At 68.7% G+C, this 17,678-nt stretch carries 20 protein-coding genes; 8 read left to right on the top strand and 12 right to left on the bottom strand.

Annotated elements, in window-relative coordinates:
• Positions 1 to 18: 18 nt before the first annotated feature.
• Positions 19 to 963: a phosphoserine phosphatase SerB gene (gene serB, locus ACX80H_RS01275; RefSeq protein WP_459310621.1), complete on the top strand. Its 945-nt coding sequence runs from the start codon at positions 19 to 21 to the stop codon at positions 961 to 963.
• 137 nt (positions 964 to 1,100) lie between these two features.
• Here serB and ACX80H_RS01270 read toward each other — a convergent pair whose 3' ends face one another.
• Together ACX80H_RS01270 and ACX80H_RS01265 are read right to left on the bottom strand one after the other, a co-directional pair.
• The gene (locus ACX80H_RS01270; RefSeq protein ID WP_459310620.1) at positions 1,101 to 1,850 is read right to left on the bottom strand and encodes an SDR family oxidoreductase; all 750 of its coding nucleotides are present in this window, start codon (positions 1,848 to 1,850) and stop codon (positions 1,101 to 1,103) included.
• 68 nt (positions 1,851 to 1,918) lie between these two features.
• A complete protein-coding gene (locus tag ACX80H_RS01265; RefSeq protein WP_459310619.1) occupies positions 1,919 to 2,656 on the bottom strand; it encodes a beta-ketoacyl-ACP reductase in 738 nt (245 codons plus the stop codon).
• Between the two features lie 221 nt (positions 2,657 to 2,877).
• On the opposite strand from ACX80H_RS01265, the gene ACX80H_RS01260 reads away from it, so the two are divergent.
• The 3 genes from ACX80H_RS01260 to ACX80H_RS01250 are packed head-to-tail and all read left to right on the top strand — an operon-like array spanning position 2,878 to position 4,414.
• Positions 2,878 to 3,303: a DUF3099 domain-containing protein gene (locus tag ACX80H_RS01260; RefSeq protein ID WP_459310618.1), complete on the top strand. Its 426-nt coding sequence runs from the start codon at positions 2,878 to 2,880 to the stop codon at positions 3,301 to 3,303.
• Positions 3,296 to 3,589, top strand: coding sequence for a hypothetical protein (locus tag ACX80H_RS01255; protein WP_459310617.1), 294 nt, complete (start codon positions 3,296 to 3,298; stop codon positions 3,587 to 3,589). Before ACX80H_RS01260 ends, ACX80H_RS01255 begins: the two co-directional genes overlap by 8 nt.
• Positions 3,590 to 4,414: an SURF1 family cytochrome oxidase biogenesis protein gene (locus tag ACX80H_RS01250; RefSeq protein ID WP_459310616.1), complete on the top strand. Its 825-nt coding sequence runs from the start codon at positions 3,590 to 3,592 to the stop codon at positions 4,412 to 4,414.
• A 128-nt stretch (positions 4,415 to 4,542) separates the two neighbouring features.
• Here the strand turns inward: ACX80H_RS01250 and ACX80H_RS01245 are convergent, their stop codons facing one another.
• Both ACX80H_RS01245 and ACX80H_RS01240 read right to left on the bottom strand, forming a co-directional pair.
• Entirely contained in the window at positions 4,543 to 5,133 is a 591-nt protein-coding gene (locus tag ACX80H_RS01245) for a hypothetical protein (RefSeq protein ID WP_459310615.1), read from the bottom strand.
• 29 nt (positions 5,134 to 5,162) lie between these two features.
• On the bottom strand, positions 5,163 to 5,390 hold the full coding sequence (locus ACX80H_RS01240) for a hypothetical protein (protein ID WP_459310614.1): 228 nt from the start codon (positions 5,388 to 5,390) through the stop codon (positions 5,163 to 5,165).
• Positions 5,391 to 5,882: 492 nt separating this feature from the next.
• On the opposite strand from ACX80H_RS01240, the gene ACX80H_RS01235 reads away from it, so the two are divergent.
• On the top strand, positions 5,883 to 7,466 hold the full coding sequence (locus ACX80H_RS01235; protein ID WP_459310613.1) for a serine/threonine-protein kinase: 1,584 nt from the start codon (positions 5,883 to 5,885) through the stop codon (positions 7,464 to 7,466).
• A gap of 148 nt (positions 7,467 to 7,614) precedes the next feature.
• Here the strand turns inward: ACX80H_RS01235 and ACX80H_RS01230 are convergent, their stop codons facing one another.
• Complete coding sequence (locus ACX80H_RS01230; protein WP_459310612.1) at positions 7,615 to 8,064, bottom strand: DoxX family protein; 450 nt, start codon at positions 8,062 to 8,064, stop codon at positions 7,615 to 7,617.
• 392 nt (positions 8,065 to 8,456) lie between these two features.
• Entirely contained in the window at positions 8,457 to 10,055 is a 1,599-nt protein-coding gene (locus tag ACX80H_RS01225; RefSeq protein ID WP_459310611.1) for an ABC-F family ATP-binding cassette domain-containing protein, read from the bottom strand.
• 168 nt (positions 10,056 to 10,223) lie between these two features.
• Here ACX80H_RS01225 and ACX80H_RS01220 point away from each other — a divergent pair, with 168 nt between their 5' ends.
• From ACX80H_RS01220 to ACX80H_RS01210, 3 genes are read left to right on the top strand one after another with little or no spacing between them, the layout of a single operon-like run.
• Entirely contained in the window at positions 10,224 to 10,865 is a 642-nt protein-coding gene (locus ACX80H_RS01220; RefSeq protein WP_459310610.1) for a biotin transporter BioY, read from the top strand.
• Positions 10,858 to 11,562, top strand: coding sequence for an energy-coupling factor ABC transporter ATP-binding protein (locus ACX80H_RS01215; RefSeq protein ID WP_459310609.1), 705 nt, complete (start codon positions 10,858 to 10,860; stop codon positions 11,560 to 11,562). The genes ACX80H_RS01220 and ACX80H_RS01215 overlap by 8 nt, the downstream gene beginning before the upstream one ends.
• On the top strand, positions 11,559 to 12,308 hold the full coding sequence (locus ACX80H_RS01210; RefSeq protein ID WP_459310608.1) for an energy-coupling factor transporter transmembrane component T family protein: 750 nt from the start codon (positions 11,559 to 11,561) through the stop codon (positions 12,306 to 12,308). Before ACX80H_RS01215 ends, ACX80H_RS01210 begins: the two co-directional genes overlap by 4 nt.
• Before the next feature lie 74 nt (positions 12,309 to 12,382).
• Here the strand turns inward: ACX80H_RS01210 and ACX80H_RS01205 are convergent, their stop codons facing one another.
• The 6 genes from ACX80H_RS01205 to ACX80H_RS01180 form a co-directional block, all read right to left on the bottom strand.
• On the bottom strand, positions 12,383 to 12,712 hold the full coding sequence (locus tag ACX80H_RS01205) for a metal-sulfur cluster assembly factor (RefSeq protein WP_087073208.1): 330 nt from the start codon (positions 12,710 to 12,712) through the stop codon (positions 12,383 to 12,385).
• Between the two features lie 67 nt (positions 12,713 to 12,779).
• Entirely contained in the window at positions 12,780 to 13,547 is a 768-nt protein-coding gene (gene sufC, locus ACX80H_RS01200; RefSeq protein WP_301227818.1) for a Fe-S cluster assembly ATPase SufC, read from the bottom strand.
• A 55-nt stretch (positions 13,548 to 13,602) separates the two neighbouring features.
• Positions 13,603 to 13,962, bottom strand: a complete 360-nt coding sequence (locus ACX80H_RS01195; protein WP_087073212.1) for a non-heme iron oxygenase ferredoxin subunit — start codon at positions 13,960 to 13,962, stop codon at positions 13,603 to 13,605.
• Positions 13,962 to 15,296, bottom strand: a complete 1,335-nt coding sequence (gene sufD, locus ACX80H_RS01190; RefSeq protein ID WP_459310607.1) for a Fe-S cluster assembly protein SufD — start codon at positions 15,294 to 15,296, stop codon at positions 13,962 to 13,964. The genes ACX80H_RS01195 and sufD overlap by 1 nt, the downstream gene beginning before the upstream one ends.
• 2 nt (positions 15,297 to 15,298) lie before the next feature.
• Complete coding sequence (gene sufB, locus ACX80H_RS01185; RefSeq protein WP_301227824.1) at positions 15,299 to 16,771, bottom strand: Fe-S cluster assembly protein SufB; 1,473 nt, start codon at positions 16,769 to 16,771, stop codon at positions 15,299 to 15,301.
• On the bottom strand, positions 16,771 to 17,592 hold the full coding sequence (locus ACX80H_RS01180; protein ID WP_459313335.1) for a helix-turn-helix transcriptional regulator: 822 nt from the start codon (positions 17,590 to 17,592) through the stop codon (positions 16,771 to 16,773). Before ACX80H_RS01180 ends, sufB begins: the two co-directional genes overlap by 1 nt.
• Positions 17,593 to 17,678: the final 86 nt, after the last annotated feature.

Below are 17,678 nucleotides of genomic sequence, written 5' to 3'. Positions count from 1 at the left end.
CGGACAGGAGCGGACAGCATGCCGGACCACATCCCGGACAGTATCCCGGACAGTACGGCGGAGAACAGGGCGGACAGCGCGAGGGTGGTCGCCTATGCCCGCCGGCTCGAGGACGGGCAGCACGAGGACCTGGTGTCCGTCCTGCGGGAACTCGGCACCGAGGTCACGGGAGTGTCCGCGGCCGGGACGGCGACGTACGCCGTCCTGACGGTCGACGTCGTCCTGCCGGCGGACCGGTCCGGGCGGATCTCCCCGCTCCGTACGGGACTGTCTGAATGGACCGACCGGACCGGCATCGGAGCGGCCCTCGTCCCGGCGGCAGTCTACGCACCCGGCCCCAAGCTGCTGATCATGGACGTCGACTCGACGCTGATCAAGCAGGAGGTCATCGAACTGCTCGCCGCGCACGCGGGACGTGAGGCGGAGGTCGCAGCCGTCACCGAGGCGGCGATGCGCGGAGAGCTCGATTTCGCGCAGTCCCTGCATCACCGGGTGCGCGCGCTGGAAGGCCTGCCCGCGTCCGTGATCGACGAGGTGGCCGGCAGGATCGAACTGAGCGATGGCGCGGAGGAGCTCGTGGCTGCGTACCTCGGGGCCGGCCACCGCGTGGGGGTGGTCTCGGGAGGTTTCTCGCAGGTCCTGGCACCCCTCGCCGAGCGCCTCGGCCTGTCCTTCGCCAAGGCGAACGACCTCGACATCGCCGAGGGCGTGCTGACGGGGCGCGTTCGCGGCGCCGTCGTCGACCGCCGGGAGAAGGCGCGCATGCTGCGCACCGAGGCCGGCCGTGCCGGGGTCCCCCTGGCAGCGACCGTGGCCGTGGGCGACGGCGCGAACGACCTCGACATGCTCGCGGCCGCGGGCCTCGGCGTCGCGTTCAATGCCAAACCCGCGGTCCGCGCGGCAGCCGACGCCGCCCTGGACCTGCCCGACCTCGACGTCGTCCGCCACCTGGCCGGTCTCTAGGGGCCAGCCCTTCAGGTCGTCCCGCGCGAAGGACTTGTCCCGCGCGAAGGGCGCCCTTCCATGTGAAGGGCGCCCTCCTGTGTGCGGTGGATGCCGGCCGGACGCGCCCCGGCCGGCGTCAGCTCCTGGCGGGGGCGTCAGCTCTTGGCGAGGAAGTCCTCGGCGCCGCCCACGTATTCGGTGTGGCCGGTGGGCACGTCGGCCGTCACCATCCGGACGATCTCGGTGGCGAACTCCGCCACCGAATACAGGCGTCCTGCCTCCTGGCGCCGTGCCTCGATGGCGCCCGGCGTCGCCCGGTCGAGAAGGGTCGCGGTGACCGTGCCCTCGATCATGTCGCCGGACACGACCACGAGGGAGATGCCCTTCTCGTCGAGCTGCGGGATGAGCGCGCGCAGTGCGTCCTCTCCGGCCCGCTTGCTGCGGGCGACGGGCTCGTACGCGTCCATCGTCTCCACCTTCTCGATGAAGTGCGCCTGGTGGCTCGTGACGAAGACCACCCGCGATCCCGCGGGCATCACCTCGGCGGCTGCCGTGAGCATGTTGACCTGCGCATCGCGGTTGAGCTTGAGCGCGTAGTCCTCCCCCATGCCGGTCTCCATGCCGCCGGAGGCGTTGAGGACGAGCAGGTTGAGCCCGCCGAAGGTCGACACCGCGGCATCGACCAGCGCGGCCGGCCCCTCGGGCGTGGTCAGGTCCGCTCCCACGGCGACGGCCCTGCCGCCCGACGCCTCGATCCCCGCGACGACCTTGTTGGCGCGGGGCGCCTTCTGGCGGTAGTTGACGACGACGGCCGCGCCCTGCGCGGCGAGCTGCTGCGCGACGTCGGCTCCGATGCCGCGGGACGATCCGGTGACGATTGCTGTGGTGCCCTCGAGGGTGGCCATGGTGCTCCTTCTGCTGGAATTTGATGGTGCGGGGACGGAGTGGGGGCTCCGTGGGAATCGGTGGGGGGTCAGTGGCCCATGCCGAGGCCGCCGTCGACGGGGATGACGGCGCCGGAGATGTAACCGGCGGCGTCGCCGGCCAGCCAGGACACGACGCCGGCCACCTCCTCGGGGGATGCGAAGCGCCCGGCCGGGATGGTCGCCAGGTAGCTCTTGCGGGTGTCGTCGGGGAGTTCCGCCGTCATGTCGGTGTCGATGAACCCGGGCGCGACGACGTTGGCCGTGATACCACGGGAGCCCAGCTCCCTCGTCAGCGAGCGCGCGATGCCGATGAGTCCCGACTTCGACGCCGAGTAGTTGATCTGGCCGGGCGCCCCATAGAGACCCGTGACGCTGGAGATCAGGATGACGCGCCCGCGCCGCAACCGGATCATGCCGCGCGACGCACGCTTGACGACCCGGAACGCTCCCGTGAGGTTCGTGTCGATGACGTCGGTGAAGTCGCTCTCGGTCATGCGCAGGAGCAGCGTGTCCCGGGTGATGCCCGCGTTCGCGACGAGCACCTCGACCGGACCGTGCTCGGCTTCCACCTGCGTGAAGGCCGCGTCGATCTGCTCCTCGCTCGTGACGTCGGCCTTGACGCCGAGCATTCCCTCGGGCACCTCGCCACTTCGGTAGGTGATGGCAACCTTGTCGCCGTTGGCTACGAATACCTTGGCGATGGCAAGGCCGATCCCCCGGTTTCCTCCGGTGATGAGGACGCTGCGTCCGGAGGCCGTCGTCTTGCTGTCTGCACCAGATGCCAAGGGGAAACTCCTCTATCTGCGGGCCGGAAGGGGTCCACGTTGTTCGCTGTTGTTCGTCGTGTTGTCCGCTGTCGACGGTCCCGCCAAGGATCCGCCGGAGCGTGTCGACCCTTTCAGGCCCGCCGTGCGGCCAAACTATCCCGACGATCCTAGCGGGGCATCCCTCGACTTCGGGAACGGGACCCGGAGTGAGATAATTGAGGGATTCTCCTTGGAGTGTGATGAGTAAACAAACGAAGCACAACCCAGACGTCCACACCATCTCCGACGCTCGTGAATCACACAGCGACGAGATGCGGTCGCGAATGATCAGGTACTCGGTATCGATGGGGCTCCGCCTCATCTGCTTCGTCCTGGTCTTCGTCGTCCCCTACGTGTGGCTGCAGTGGGTGATGATCGCAGGTGCCGTGTTCCTGCCGTACTTCGCAGTGATCATCGCGAACGGCGGAAGCGATACCAGCAACATCCGGCACAGCGACGCGCTGATCGATCGCGCCCCGGTCCGGGAGATCGAGGCCCGGGTGGTCGACGCCGGTCCGGCGGACGAGGACGAGGTCCTCAGCGGAGAGATCATCGATGACACCCAGCAGCGCGCGCGGCACGGCTCCTCTGCCGCCGGCAACGGCACCACGGGTGCAGATGCCTGAGATCCCGGCGGGTCGACCCGCGGCTGCCTCGATCGCGGGCCTCGGCCTGTTCGGGGCACCGCGGGCCGCGGACAGCGGAGCGCCCGTCTGCTCGCGCAAGGGCTGCAGGAACGCGGCCGAATGGCAGCTGCTCTGGAACAACCCGCGCATCCATACACCCGACCGCCGCAAGGCGTGGGCGTCCTGCCCGGACCACGTCGAGTGGTTCGAGGAATACCTCCGGGACCGCGGACTCTGGAAGGAGACGCTCCCCCTGACCGCCGATCAACCGATGGAGACCCGTTAGGTGTACCGCTTCCTCTTCTCCGCCCGCTGGTTCGGCTGGCTCGCCATGGTCATCGTGCTGGCCGCAGGGTGTGTGGGCCTCGGACGCTGGCAACTCGACCGTCGCGAAGCGGTCGTGGAGAACATCCAGCGCATCGAGGCGAACTACGACGCCGCTCCTGAGCGCTACCTACCGGGCGAGAACGGCTTCGACAGCTACGACCCGGACCGCGAGTGGGCTCCCGTCACCTTCACCGGGACCTATGACATCGCGCACCAGGTCGTCGTGCGCAACCGGCCACTGAACGGCCAACCGGGCTACGAGGTGCTCACGCCCCTGAAGCTCGACGACGGCACAGCCGTCATCATCGATCGCGGCTGGCTGCCCATCGGCAATGCGGAGGCGGGCCGTCCCGACGAGATCCCCGCTCCGCCTGCCGGCCGGGTCGAGGTCACGGCCCGGACGAAACCCGGAGAGCCGCCGGTCAACCGCGGGGCCCCCGAAGGCCAGGTCGCGTCGATCGATCTTCCCGCGCTCGCGGGCAGGCTGGACTATCCGCTGCAGGACGCGGCCTACGGCCTCCTGGCCGTCGAACGGCCGGCGGCGGCGCAGACACCGGTTGCCGCACCGAAGCCCTCCATCGACGAGGGCCCGCACCTGTCGTACTCCATGCAGTGGTTCGCCTTCGGAGTCCTGGCCTTCGTGGGCCTCGGTTACGCCGCGCGGCAGCAGCGCCGCAGCGACGAGGAGCAGGACGGGACGGCTCCGGAGCGCCCGGCACGGCGGCGTCGCCCTTCATCGGAAGACGAGGAGGACGCCATCCTCGACGCGCAGGGCATCCGCTAGGGGGCCCGCCCCGGTCCCTCGGAAGGGGCCGGGCCGCAAGGGACGCGCGACCATCGGCCCTGTCACCCGGGGAATCCGAAGCAGGGATAGAACTCCTCCACACCGGGTCGGGCAATCTCGATGCAGCGTCACTTCGTCTGTTCCAGGACCGCGGTGGTGTCCGTACCCGTAGCCGTGAAGTCTCCGACCGTCACGGACACATCTGCGGTGGCTGCGCGCATCCGACTATTGTCGGTCGCGTTCACGTTGCCCTCGCCGGGGTGATGCTCGTGACTATGGGACGTGACGTGCTGGAGGGGGCCAGTGGCCGTCCAGGATGCCGAGAGTGCGATGGTGACGGGGTCTCCGCTGCCGTCGGAGCCTGCCAGCCGGGTGTCAATGGAGGCGGGGGCTAGCCGGGGATCAACCACCAGGGGCGCCATGGTCTGGCCCTCCGCCTGGAACAGTACTGCGCCCCCGCCGGCGGCCGCGCTGACCGGGTCGGGCGCCGTGGCACAGGTGTCGGTGACGCGCACGAACACGGCGGTGAGGCCCTGCTTGTTGACGGGGCCGGGCTGATCCGCGTACGTGGCGACGCTCGAGGAGACGAATACTTCGGTCTGCTCGCAGCCGGCGGTGGCACCATGTCCGCGTAGGCATGGGTCGACCGTGACCTCACCTGCGGTCGTGGCTGTGTGCTCCAGTTGTGCCGTCGAACCCGCACTTGGAGCCGGCGCCACAGATGGATCCGCACACCCGCCGGCGGCACTTACTGTGCCCGTCCTTCCTGTGGTCGCTTGCGCTGCGCGTAGTGGTGCCCGAGTGAGTCCGTGTAGATGTCGACGGAACGGAGTGTCTCGTCCGAGGTGTCCTCCGCCGCATCATGGGCGTGGACCACGGGAGTGTCGCCATCGGATCGATCTGCCGGCCCGAGGAACACGGCGGCAGCCCTGTCAAAGCCGTGGAAGAACGATGGGTGCGTTTTCCTCTTCGTCACGACCAGTGGTGCTGTCGGCTGCTCGGCGGAGCGCGGCGTATCCCCGACCCCTGGGGGTTCGGGGGTCGGACGACCGAAGAGGTGCCGATCGAAGAGGTGCTGATGCTGCTTTTTCGGGTGAATTCTCATCACACACCTGTTTCATGCTGGGGTACTATTCTACTCCGCTGGACCCTTACATCCCCGGCTCCGCTCCTCGGGATCCGGGAATCCCCGAGCCCGATTCTCGCCTCGGGTGAACGGTATGGACCGGTCCCGATGTGGACGACCGTCGACGCCCGAGCCGTCACGGGCATAGAGTCGTCAGAGCCCCTTCACGAAAGTTGACCCCCTATTAATTCCCGTCGTGTTCCCCGTGCCCGCGCCCTCCTCGCCCTCACCGCACTACTCCTCGTGACCGGTTGCGTCTCGAGCGAGCCGCCGGATGCCGCTGAGTCCGCGGCTGCTGCGGCGTCCGTCGTTCTCGCACACCCCGGTGCCGAGAAGCGCCACGTGGTGGCAGGCACAGATACCCAGACGTCGATCCACATGAGCAGCATGATGTTCGACCGCAGCCCGGCGGCCGTGGTCGTCGCTCGCCGGATCGAGGATGAATCGGTCCTCGTCGACGCCGATCTCGCCGCAGCATCGAGTGCTGCGGCGGGCCTCCATGTCCCCGTCCTGGTGGTGAGCCCGAGTGGATCCGATGCGGCGGAAGTCACGGCCGAGCTCGAACGGCTGGAGGTCGAGACAGTCATCGGGTACGGAGACCCGGCGGCCGACTGGGAAGCCCTCGCCGCGCAGCGCGCCCTCGTGGCTGGTCCTACGTCGGCGGCAGGGTTCGAAAAGGTTCTGGGGCTGGCTGTCAGTCCCGTCCCCGTGGAGGCCGACGTCGTCGCCTCGGTCCGTGAACTGGGCGGACCCGACCCCCGCCTGCTCACTCTGGAACCGGCCACGACACCGCCGGCACCTGAGCCATCGCCTGGTGCCTCGGCGACCGGTGCCCCGTCCGCGGGACTCGCGGAACTCGCTACTGCAGCGGAAGTCCCGGACTTCACGCCCGCGGCCCAACCGATCCAGGCGCTGGTGCTGGCTACGCCCTCCTCCGCACTGGCACCTCTGGTGACAGCAAGGGCCGCCGGAGCCGATGTCGAACTGGCGACGGAGCCAGACCCGCGAGCCACCGGGCGGACGGTGGATGCGGTACGGTCACACGCCGACCGCGCGATCCTCGCCGTGGGTGACGCGTTCGGATCCGAGCAGATCTTCGCCGAGCGGGTCCGCGTGGCCGCGACGGCCGCACAGCTGCCCGGCGGCGGCCAGACCGTCTTTCCCGGCCGCCGCATGGTGGCCCTCTACGGGCACCCCAGCGGCCCCTACCTCGGAGCGCTGGGCGAACAGGACATCGAGGCGACACTCGCACGGGTGAAGGATCTCGCCGCCCAGTATCAGCCGTTCAGTGACGAGCCCGTCGTTCCTGCACTGGATCTCATCGCCACCGTAGCCAGCGCCGATCCCGGTGCGGACGGTGACTACTCCAGCGAGACCTCCATCGACCAGCTCGAACCCTGGATCGACGCCGCCGAGGAACAGGGCGTGTACGTGGTGCTGGACCTGCAGTCCGGACGGTCAGACTTCCTGTCCCAGGCCAAGCTCTACGAAGAGCTCCTTGCCCGACCGTCCGTCGGACTGGCCCTGGATCCGGAGTGGAGGCTTCTCCCCGGCCAACAGCCACTCGAGCAGATCGGCACCGTCAGCGCCGCCGAGATCAATGCTGCCAGCACCTGGCTCGCGAACCTCACGCGGGACCGAGCCCTGCCGCAGAAACTCCTGATGATCCACCAGTTCCGCATCGACATGATCAGCGAGCGCGAGGACCTCGACGTCTCACGGACAGAACTGGCAGTGACTCTGCATGCGGACGGTCACGGGACCCCCGCCCAGAAACTCGATACCTGGTTCGCTCTCCAGTCGGTCCCTCCCGAAGGGACCTGGCCCTCCTGGAAGAACTTCTACGACGAGGACCAGCCGATGCTGACACCGGAGCAGACCTACACACTCATCGACCCGAAGCCCTGGCTGGTCACCTACCAGTAGTCGCCTCACCAGGACCTTCTGCTACTCCCGTGGGCCGAGGGCGGGCCGCCGAGTAGCAGGAGGAAGCCAGCGAGATCCCAGCGCTGCCCGCCCCGTCACCACGCCCGTGCTGAGCGTCCTGGCGGACGGCCGGCAGGACGGACGCCACCTAGGCCAGGGCTGCGATCGCGCGGTTCCGGTTGCGCCCGAAGGTCAGGGCGTCGAGGGAGAAGCGACCGGCGCCGACCAGGCCGAGAGCGGCTGCACCGGCCGCGAGGACGAGCACGAGTTCGTATCCGCCGTTGTCGGCGAAGATGCCGGCGGGGGCGTGGACCAGGAAGAGGGCGCCGAGCATATCCAGGGCCAGGAGGGCTGCGACTGGTCGGACCAGTACGCCGAGGATGAGGGCGGCCCCGCCGAAGAGTTCGAGGAAGCCGACAGCCGGTCCGATCAGCTCGGCTGCCGGCACCCCCATCTGGGCGAAGGCTGCCTGCGTACCGGGAATGGTGTAGTCGAAGATCTTCTGCCAGCCGTGGGCGAGGAAGACGACGCCCAGGGCCACGCGCAGAACCGTGCGGGCAAGGGTGGATGTCGTAGTAGAGGCGGAGGTCTCGGTCATGGGACTCAAGCCCAGAAACTCAATATCTGGTTCGCTCTCCAGTCGGTCCGAGTAATCGGAGGCGATTGAAGGACATCACGGGCCGGAATGCAACCACCTCTTCGTGTTGCACCGCCGTCCGGGCAGGAATTAGCCTCGGTGTCATCAGACCGCCGAGGAGCGCCACCGGCGCCGGAAGGAGGAGCGCATCACCGCTGACCACGACCGATCAACACCTGTCCAATCCACGAAAGCCCCTCGCCAGGGGCTTTCCCTTTTGTGGCGGTCAGCACGGGTCGTAGGCGACACGGTTGGTGAGAACCGTTGCTGGGAGGTGTTCGACCCGGGCCCTCGCCCCACCCGTGAAGGGAGACACCCGGGCCCCTGGCAGGGGTGGTGAAGGGCAGCCGGACCTAGGCGAGGGTGACGAGCTCCAGGTAGTCGGAGTTCCACAGGTCCTCGACGCCGTCCGGCAGCAGGACGACCCGCTCGGGATCGAGTGCGTCGACGGCACCCTCGTCATGGCTGACCATGACCACGGCCCCGCTGTAGTTCTTGAGGGCCCCCAGGATCTCTGCGCGGCTCGCAGGGTCCAGGTTGTTCGTCGGCTCGTCGAGGAGCAGCACGTTCGCCGAGGATGCGACGATGGTCGCCAGGGCCAGACGCGTCTTCTCGCCGCCGGAGAGCACACCGGCGGGCTTGTCGACGTCGTCGCCCGAGAAGAGGAACGAACCGAGGATGCCGCGTACTTCCGCGTCCTGCATGTCCGGGGCAGAAGACTTCATGTTCTCGAGGACCGTCCGCTGGGTGTCCAGCGTCTCGTGCTCCTGGGCGTAGTACCCGACCTTGAGTCCGTGGCCCGCGATGACCTGTCCGGTATCGGGCTTGTCCACCCCGGCGAGCATGCGCAGCAGCGTGGTCTTCCCGGCACCGTTGAGTCCGAGGATGACCACCTTCGACCCGCGGTCGATCGCGAGGTCGACGTCGGTGAAGATCTCCAGCGATCCGTAGGACTTGCTGAGTCCCTCGGCCGTCATGGGCGTCTTGCCGCAGGGGGACGGCTCCGGGAAGCGGAGGGCAGCGACCCGGTCCGAGGCCCGCACCGCATCGAGGCCGCCGAGCAGGCGTTCGGCGCGCTTGGCCATGTTCTGCGCGGCCACGGCCTTCGAGGCCTTCGCCCGCATCTTGTTCGCCTGGTCCATGAGGACCTGGGCCTTCTTCTCGGCATTGGCGCGCTCGCGCTTGCGGGCGCGCTCGTCCGTCTCGCGCTGGAGCTGGTAGCGCTTCCAGCCCATGTTGTAGACGTCGATCGTCGCGCGGTTGGCGTCCAGCTGGAACACCTTGTTGACGGTCGCCTCGAGGAGCTCGACGTCGTGGCTGATCACGATCAGCCCGCCCTGGTGGTTCTTCAGGAAGTCACGCAGCCAGGCGATGGAATCGGCGTCGAGGTGGTTGGTGGGCTCGTCGAGGAGCATCGTCTCGGCACCCGAGAACAGGATGCGGGCGAGTTCGACGCGCCGGCGCTGGCCGCCGGACAGGGTCTTCAGCGGCTGGTTGAGGATGCGCTCGGGCAGGGCGAGGTTCGAGGAGATGGACGCCGCCTCGGCCTCGGCGGCATACCCGCCACCGGCGAGAAACGCGGCCTCGATGCGGTCGTAGCGCGCCATCGCCTTGTTCCGCACCGACGTCTTCTCGCTGGCCATGTCCTCGTGGGCCTGGCGGAGTTCGCCGACGACGGCGTCCAGGTTCCGGGCCGAGAGGATCCGGTCACGGGCCAGCTGCTCCATGTTCGGTGTGCGGGGGTCCTGCGGCAGGTAGCCGATCTCACCGGAACGGGTCACCGTGCCGCCCGCGGGGAGTGATTCCCCGGCCAGCACCTTGGTGAGGGTGGTCTTGCCGGCACCGTTGCGCCCGACGAGCCCGATCTTGTCGCCCTTGTCCACACGGAAGGACACCTCGTCCATGAGGAGGCGGGCACCGGCCCGGAGCTCCAGGTTCGATACGTTAATCATGGTGAGGCCTTTCGATGGTGCCGGAGACGGCGTTTTCTTGTAGGAATCCCACAAGGGATCCCCGAATGACCGGCGCTAGTCTCGGTACAGAAGCAGTTACGGCTGGAGGAATTCGACAAATCACCGGAAGAGCCGGTGCGACTCCGGCCTGCTGAAGGAGCGTGCGCCATGCAGCCAGCGGAGAAAACCGTCACCGGACCGGCCGGCGGGAGCCGGCGGTCGTCCCGGAAGCGGTGGGATACCACCGATCTCTCGCTGGTCGCGGTCTTTGCCGCCCTCATCGCCGCCCTTGCAATCTTACCCGGTATACCGGTCGGTCCGCTCGGCGTGCCCATCACGCTGCAGACCCTCGGTGTGATGCTCGCCGGGATCGTGCTCGGACCGGGACGCGGAGCCGCCGCCGTCCTGCTCTACCTGGCCGCCGGGCTGATCGGCCTGCCGGTCTTCAGCGGCTTCAACGGCGGCTTCGGTGTCCTCGCCGGACCGTCGGCGGGATACCTCCTGGCGTTCCCCCTCGCAGCACTTGTCGCGGGCCTGCTGGCCGTCGTCGTGCTGCGCAGGGCGCGCCGGTTCCGCGCAGGCCTCCTCTTCCTCGCCTGCCTGGCCGCCAGTCTCCTGACCATCCACCCCCTGGGCGTGGCGGGGCTCATGGTCAACGCCGGTCTCCCCCTGCGTGAGGCGATCATCATCGACGCCGCGTACCTCCCCGGCGACGTGATCAAGAACGTCCTGGCCGCCCTGATCGCCGTGTCGGTCCACCGCGCATTCCCCCGACTGCTCTCCACCCGGAGGCGCGCACCCCGTGATTGAGTTCAGGGGCGCAGGCGTCCGGACGGATGACGGCGAGGCCCGGACACTCGTCCACCCCCTGACGCTCACCCTGGCAGAACGGAGGGTGTCGGTGATCGGGGCCAACGGTTCCGGGAAGTCGACGCTCCTGCGGCTGATCAACGGCCTGCTGGCCCCGTCCGAGGGATCGGTGGCGGTCTTCGGGCAGGACACCCGGACCGCGGGGCGGGCCGTGCGCCGCGCCGTCGGGTTCGTCTTCACCGATCCCCTGTCGCAGCTCGTCATGCCGACGGGGCGCGAGGACGTCGAGCTGTCCCTCCGGGCCCGCAGGCTTCCTGCCGCGGAGCGCCGCCGGCGGGGCGAGGACGTCCTGCGACGGTTCGGTGTGGCGCACCTCGCGGACCGCAGCATCTACGACCTGTCCGGCGGTGAGCGCCAGATCCTCGCCCTCGCCGCCGTCCTCGCGGTGGAACCACGGATCCTCGTGGCGGACGAGCCGACCACGCTGCTCGACCTTCGCAACGACGCGCGGGTCCGCTCACTCATCGCGGGCCTCGACCAGCAGGTCGTCTTCACGACCCACAACCTCGACTTCGCCCTCGAGAGCGACCGGACACTCGTGGTCGACGACGGCAGGATCGTCTTCGACGGTGCGCCGGCGCACGCCGTGGCGCTCTACCGCGAGCTCGCCGCAGCGGTGCCGGACGGCCGGGTGTGAGGGGCTTCGGCAGTACCCTGGGCCTGTACGAGCCCGGCCGTGGCTTCCTGTACCGGCTGCCGCTCCCGCTCAAGGCGGCGGCCTCCCTCGCATGCGCCGTCGCCGTCGTGGCATGGCGGTCGCCGGAGACCACCGCCGCCGCACTGGCCGTGACTGCCGGTGCGCTCCTGGCCGGCGCACGCCTCTCCCCCGGACGGATCCTGCGCATGCTCCTGCCGGCGGCGCCGCTTCTCGGCATTCTTGCGCTCTACCAGGGCGTGGCCCAGGGGTGGCTGCGTGCATTCGTCGTCGTGGGCGGCATCGTGGCCTGCCTCCTGGCGGCGCGGGCCGTGACCCTCACGACGCCGACGCAGGACCTCCTCGACGGGGTGGTGCGGCTGGTGCGGCCCTTCCGGAGGCTCGGCGCCGATCCGGAACGCTTCGCCCTCGCCCTCTCGATCATGCTGAGGAGCATCCCCTACCTCGCGGGGCTGTTCGTCGACGTCCGCGAGGCGGCCCGTGCGCGGGGACTGGACCGGAGCCCGCGCGTCGCCGTGACGCCGCTGGTCGTCGGCGCAGTGGCGTATGCCCACCGGACGGGTGAGGCGCTTGCAGCGAGGGGCCTCGGCGACCACGAGGACGGCGAACTGGACGGGGACAGCGACGGGAACAGCGACGGGGACAGGGACGGGGACAGGGACGGGGACAGGGACGGGAACGAGGACTCGGGGGCCGCCGGCCGCCGCGGGAATCCGACGAACGGGTGAGTCCCTCCGGAACGACGAAGAGGGCGGCCCCAGCGCCTGCTGGAACCGCCCTCCGGCTGATTGCCGGGTGAACCTCAGATGTTGAAGCCGAGTGCCCGCATCTGGTCGCGGCCGTCCTCGGTGATCTTCTCGGGACCCCATGGCGGCATCCACACCCAGTTCAACCGCCACTCGTCGACCACGCCGTCCAGCGCCTGGCCGACCTGCTCCTCGAGCACATCGGTCAGCGGGCACGCGGCCGTGGTGAGCGTCATGTCGATCAGGAGGGCGCCGTCCTCGGCGTACTTCAGGCCGTACAGGAGCCCGAGGTCGACGACGTTCACGCCGAGCTCCGGGTCGATCACGTCCCGCAGCGCTTCCTCGATGTCATCCAGCGCGGTCTGCGCCTGCTGCACATCACTCATCGCACTCTTCCTTCCGAACAGTAGTCACGTGACCCGGCACGCGGACGTGCCGGGAATCCTGGTGGTCCTAGGCCTCGACCGCGGACTGGGCCGTGAACCGATCGTAGCCCTCTTCCTCGAGGCGGTCAGCGAGTTCCGGACCGCCCTCTTCGGCGATGCGGCCCGCCACGAACACGTGCACGAAGTCCGGCTTGATGTAGCGCAGGATCCGTGTGTAGTGCGTGATGAGCAGCGTGCCCATCTCGCCCTTCGAGTGCTCGCGGTTGACTCCCTCGGAGACGACCTTCAGGGCGTCGACGTCGAGCCCGGAATCGGTCTCGTCGAGGATCGCGAACTTCGGGCGGAAGAGCTCGAGCTGGAGGATCTCGACGCGCTTCTTCTCGCCGCCGGAGAAGCCCTCGTTGACGTTGCGCTGGGCGAAGTCCGCGTCGATGCGCAGCTGCGACATGGCAGCCTTGACGTCCTTGGTCCAGTGCCGCAGGCTCGGGGCTTCGCCGTCGAGGGCGGTCTTCGCCGTGCGCAGGAAGTTGGTCATCGTGACGCCGGGTACCTCGACGGGGTACTGCATGGCCAGGAAGAGGCCGGCGCGGGCACGCTCGTCGACGCTCATGGACAGGACGTCCTCGCCGTCGAGCGTGATGGATCCGCTGTCGACCTTGTAGCGGGGGTGCCCGGCGATCGTCGACGCGAGGGTCGACTTGCCGGAACCGTTGGGGCCCATGATCGCGTGCGTCTCGCCGGTGTTGATCGTCAGCGTGACACCCTTGAGGATGGGGATGTTGCCCTGCTCAGTGTCGATGCTGACGTGCAGGTCCTTGATTTCAAGTGTGGACATCGTGTTCTTTTCTCCTTCGCCTGCTGTGCAGGAAGTGTGTGCGTGGACGGCCGCGCTAGCCGAACTGCGGGGCGGGGGCTCCGTTGGTGACCGTCGTGATATCGACATAGACGTCGCCGTCATGGATCTCGAGTGCGAACACCGGGACGGGTTCGTAGGCGGGGAGCTGCAGCGGGGCACCGCTGCGCAGGTCGAACTGGGAGCCGTGGCCCCAGCATTCGATGGTGCAGCCCTCGACGTCGCCCTCGGACAGGGAGACGTCCGCGTGGGAGCAGGTGTCCCCGAGCGCGTGGATCTCACCGTCCGAATCACGGACGATGACGACGGGATAGTCGTCGATGAGCACGCGCAGCGCCTGCTTCACCTGGATGTCGTCGACGCTGCAGATCAGCTCGCCGCTGGGGGCATCAGCCATCAGAGGTTGCCTGCCGCGAGTTCCCGCTCGACCGACTCGGAGAGCCGCTCCTCGAGCGCGGGTACCTTGATCTGCTGGATGACCTCGGTGAGGAAGCCGCGGACCACGAGGCGGCGTGCGTCCTTCTCGGGGATGCCGCGGGCCATCAGGTAGAAGAGGTGCTCGTCGTCGAAGCGGCCGGTGGCGCTGGCGTGGCCTGCGCCCTCGATGAGGCCCGTCTCGATCTCGAGGTTCGGGACCGAGTCGGACCGCGCGCCGTCCGTGAGGATGAGGTTGCGGTTGGTCTCGTAGGTGTCCGTTCCCTCGGCCGCCTTGCGGATCAGCACGTCGCCGACCCACACGGTGTGCGCGTCCTTGCCCTGCAGCGCACCCTTGTAGGTGACGCGGGACTTGCAGTTGGGCACGGCGTGGTCGACCAGCAGTCGCTGCTCGAGGTGCTGGCCGGCGTCGGCGAAGTACAGGCCGTACATCTCGACCTCTGCGCCGGGGGCGGTAAAGATCGAGGACGGCGTGAGGCGCACGAGGTCGCCGCCGAGGCTGACGACGACGTGCTTGTAGCGCGCGTCGCGTCCTACCTTCGCCTGCTGCGAGGAGACGTGCACGGCGTCGCCGTCCCATTCCTGAACGCTGACGACCGTGAGTTCCGCGCCGTCGCCCACGACGATCTCGACGTTCTGGGCGAGCGTGACGGAACCGGAGTGGTCCAGCACGACGACGGCCTTCGAGAAAGCCTCCGCGCGGATCAGGATGTGCTGCGCCACCGCCTCGGACGCCGATCCGGTGACGCTGACCATGACCTCACCGTCCGCCACCGTCTCCTTGGGGATGGTGATGACGGTCGCCTCGGTGAAGGCATTCCAGGCTGCCGCGGACACGCGGTCCTCGGGCGTCGCCGCGGTGCCCAGGCGGGCGTCGCCGCGCTCGACCGTCTCGACGGTGACGTTGCCGGCACCGGTCACCTCGACGGCCGGAGCCGTGCCCGTCAGTGCGTCGGTGTGCAGGCCGCGCAGGCGCTTGAGCGGCGTGAAGCGCCAGTCCTCCTCGAGGCCCGTCAGGGTCGGGAAATCGGCGACGTCGAAGGACCTCCGGCGTTCCCCGCGGGACGCCTCGGGGACGACGGGGGCGTTGCCATGGCTGTGCTTCTTGAGCCCGAGCTGCTCGGAACCCGCGTTGCGCGCCGAGAGGCGCTCGCCCTCCTCTGTGAACCCGTCGATGGCGGCCGAGGCGCCCGAGGGGGCGCCCAGGCGGGCCTTCTCGTCGAGGTCGCCGAGGTCGGTGACCTCTCCCTCGGGGGCGGTGTCGGGCGAAATTTCCGTGTGGGTGGTCTCAGCCATTGCTAGCCTACGGCCCCTTCCATCTGCAGTTCGATCAACCGGTTCAGCTCGAGCGCGTACTCCATGGGCAGCTCACGGGCGATCGGCTCGATGAAGCCGCGCACGATCATGGCCATGGCCTCGTCCTCGGGGAGCCCGCGGGACATCAGGTAGAAGAGCTGCTCCTCGCTGACACGCGACACGGTGGCCTCGTGGCCCATAGTGACGTCGTCCTCGCGGATGTCGACGTACGGATAGGTGTCCGAGCGCGAGATGGTGTCGACCAGCAGCGCGTCGCAGCGCACGGTGTTCGCCGAATGCGTCGCTCCCTCACGGACCTGGACGAGCCCGCGGTAGGCGGCACGCCCGCCGCCGCGCGCCACGGACTTGGAAATGATCGAGGACTTCGTGTTCGGCGCGATGTGCACCATCTTCGAGCCGGTGTCCTGGTGCTGGCCCTCGCCCGCGAAGGCGATGGAGAGCGTCTCGCCCTTGGCGTGCTCGCCGACGAGGTACACGGCCGGGTACTTCATGGTGACCTTCGAGCCGATGTTGCCGTCGATCCACTCCATGGTGGCGCCCTCGTGCGCGATGGCGCGCTTGGTGACGAGGTTGTACACGTTGTTCGACCAGTTCTGGATGGTGGTGTAGCGGACGCGAGCGCCCTTCTTCACCACGATCTCGACCACGGCGGAGTGCAGGGAGTCGGACGTGTAGATCGGAGCGGTGCAGCCCTCGATGTAGTGCACGTAGGAGTCCTCGTCCGCAATGATCAGCGTGCGCTCGAACTGGCCCATGTTCTCCGTGTTGATGCGGAAGTAGGCCTGCAGGGGGATCTCGACATGGACGCCCTTGGGCACGTACACGAACGATCCGCCCGACCAGACGGCCGTGTTGAGCGACGCGAACTTGTTGTCGCCGACGGGGATGATCGTGCCGAAGTACTCCTTGAAGATCTCCGGGTGCTCACGCAGGGCGGTGTCCGTGTCGAGGAAGATGACGCCCTGGCGCTCGAGGTCCTCGCGGAGCTGGTGGTAGACCACCTCGGACTCGTATTGGGCGGCGACGCCGGACACGAGGCGCGCACGCTCGGCTTCGGGGATGCCGAGCTTCTCGTAGGTATTGCGGATGTCCTCGGGGAGGTCCTCCCACGTGTTCGCCTGCTTCTCCGTGGAGCGCACGAAGTACTTGATGTTGTCGAAGTCGATGCCGGAGAGGTCTGCACCCCAGGCGGGCATGGGCTTGCGGTCGAAGTACTTGAGGCCCTTCAGGCGGAGATCGAGCATCCATTCGGGCTCGTTCTTCTTCGCGGAGATGTCGCGGACGACTTCCTCGCTCAGGCCGCGGCGCGCGTTGTCGCTCGCCTCGTTCTTGTCGGCCCAGCCGTACTGGTAGGTGCCGATGCCCTCGAGTTCCGGGTTCTTCTCCAGGATGTCGCTGATCACCGACTCCGGCACTGCCGACGCAGCTGGCTTGCGGTCTACTTGATCCGTCATCATGGCCTTCCTTGCTGATGGATGGATAACGTTGCTGGATTGCTGGGGGACGCGACCTCCGCGGCCGCGGGGACGGCGGTGGATCCGGACGCTGCCGGAGCCGCCGTCGCCCTTCCCAGGGGTATGTGGGTGGTGCAGACGTGGCCGCCGCCGGCCAGTGTCGAGAGCCGGCGCACGTCGACGCCGAGGAGGCGGGCGAAGACGCCTGTCTCCTGGTCGCAGAAGGCCGGGAAGGCCGAGGCCAGTCCCTGGATGGGGCAGTGCCCCTGGCAGAGCTGGACGCTGAGCATCGTCGGGCGGCTCGACGGGGTCGAGGAGGAACGGACGCCGCGTGCCTGCGGCATCCCGACGGTCTTGGTCGATCCGACGAATCCGTCGGCCGTCAGGGCGCCCGCCAGCGCATGGGCGCGCGCTTCGAGGTCGGGGCCCGCGGCTTCGACGATCGGGCGGTAGCGCTCCTCCATGCCGGAGAAGCGGGTGCGTGCGAAGTCCTCGATGGCTTGGGGACCCGCGGCCTCGCCGAGCTGCGTCAGTGCTGCGGTGGCGATGTCGAGGTAGTCGTTGCCCATCTTGCTCTGGCCGCGCCGGCTCAGGACGTAGCGGCGGGCGGGGCGGCCGGCACCCGTGGCGGAGCTGCGGACGCGCTTGACCTCGATGAGGCCGTCCGATGAGAGGGCGTCGAGATGCCGGCGCATGGCGGCGGGCGTGAAGCCGAGGCTGTTCCCGAGTTCCGCGGCGCTCACCGGTCCGCGCTCGAGCACGGCCGACAGCACCCGGTCGCGGGTGCGCTCGTCAGGGTCCGGGGAGACGATCTGGGCCATCTGGTCGGCACGGCCGGCAGGGACCTCAGGCACGGCGCGGGTGCGCGGGGCGAGACTGTCGTCCGCCGGAACGGCGGCGCGGGGCG

Source organism: Arthrobacter pasteuri (assembly GCF_054510955.1).
The sequence above is the reverse complement of the archived record's forward strand: the minus strand, read 5'-3'. Positions and strand labels throughout refer to the sequence as shown.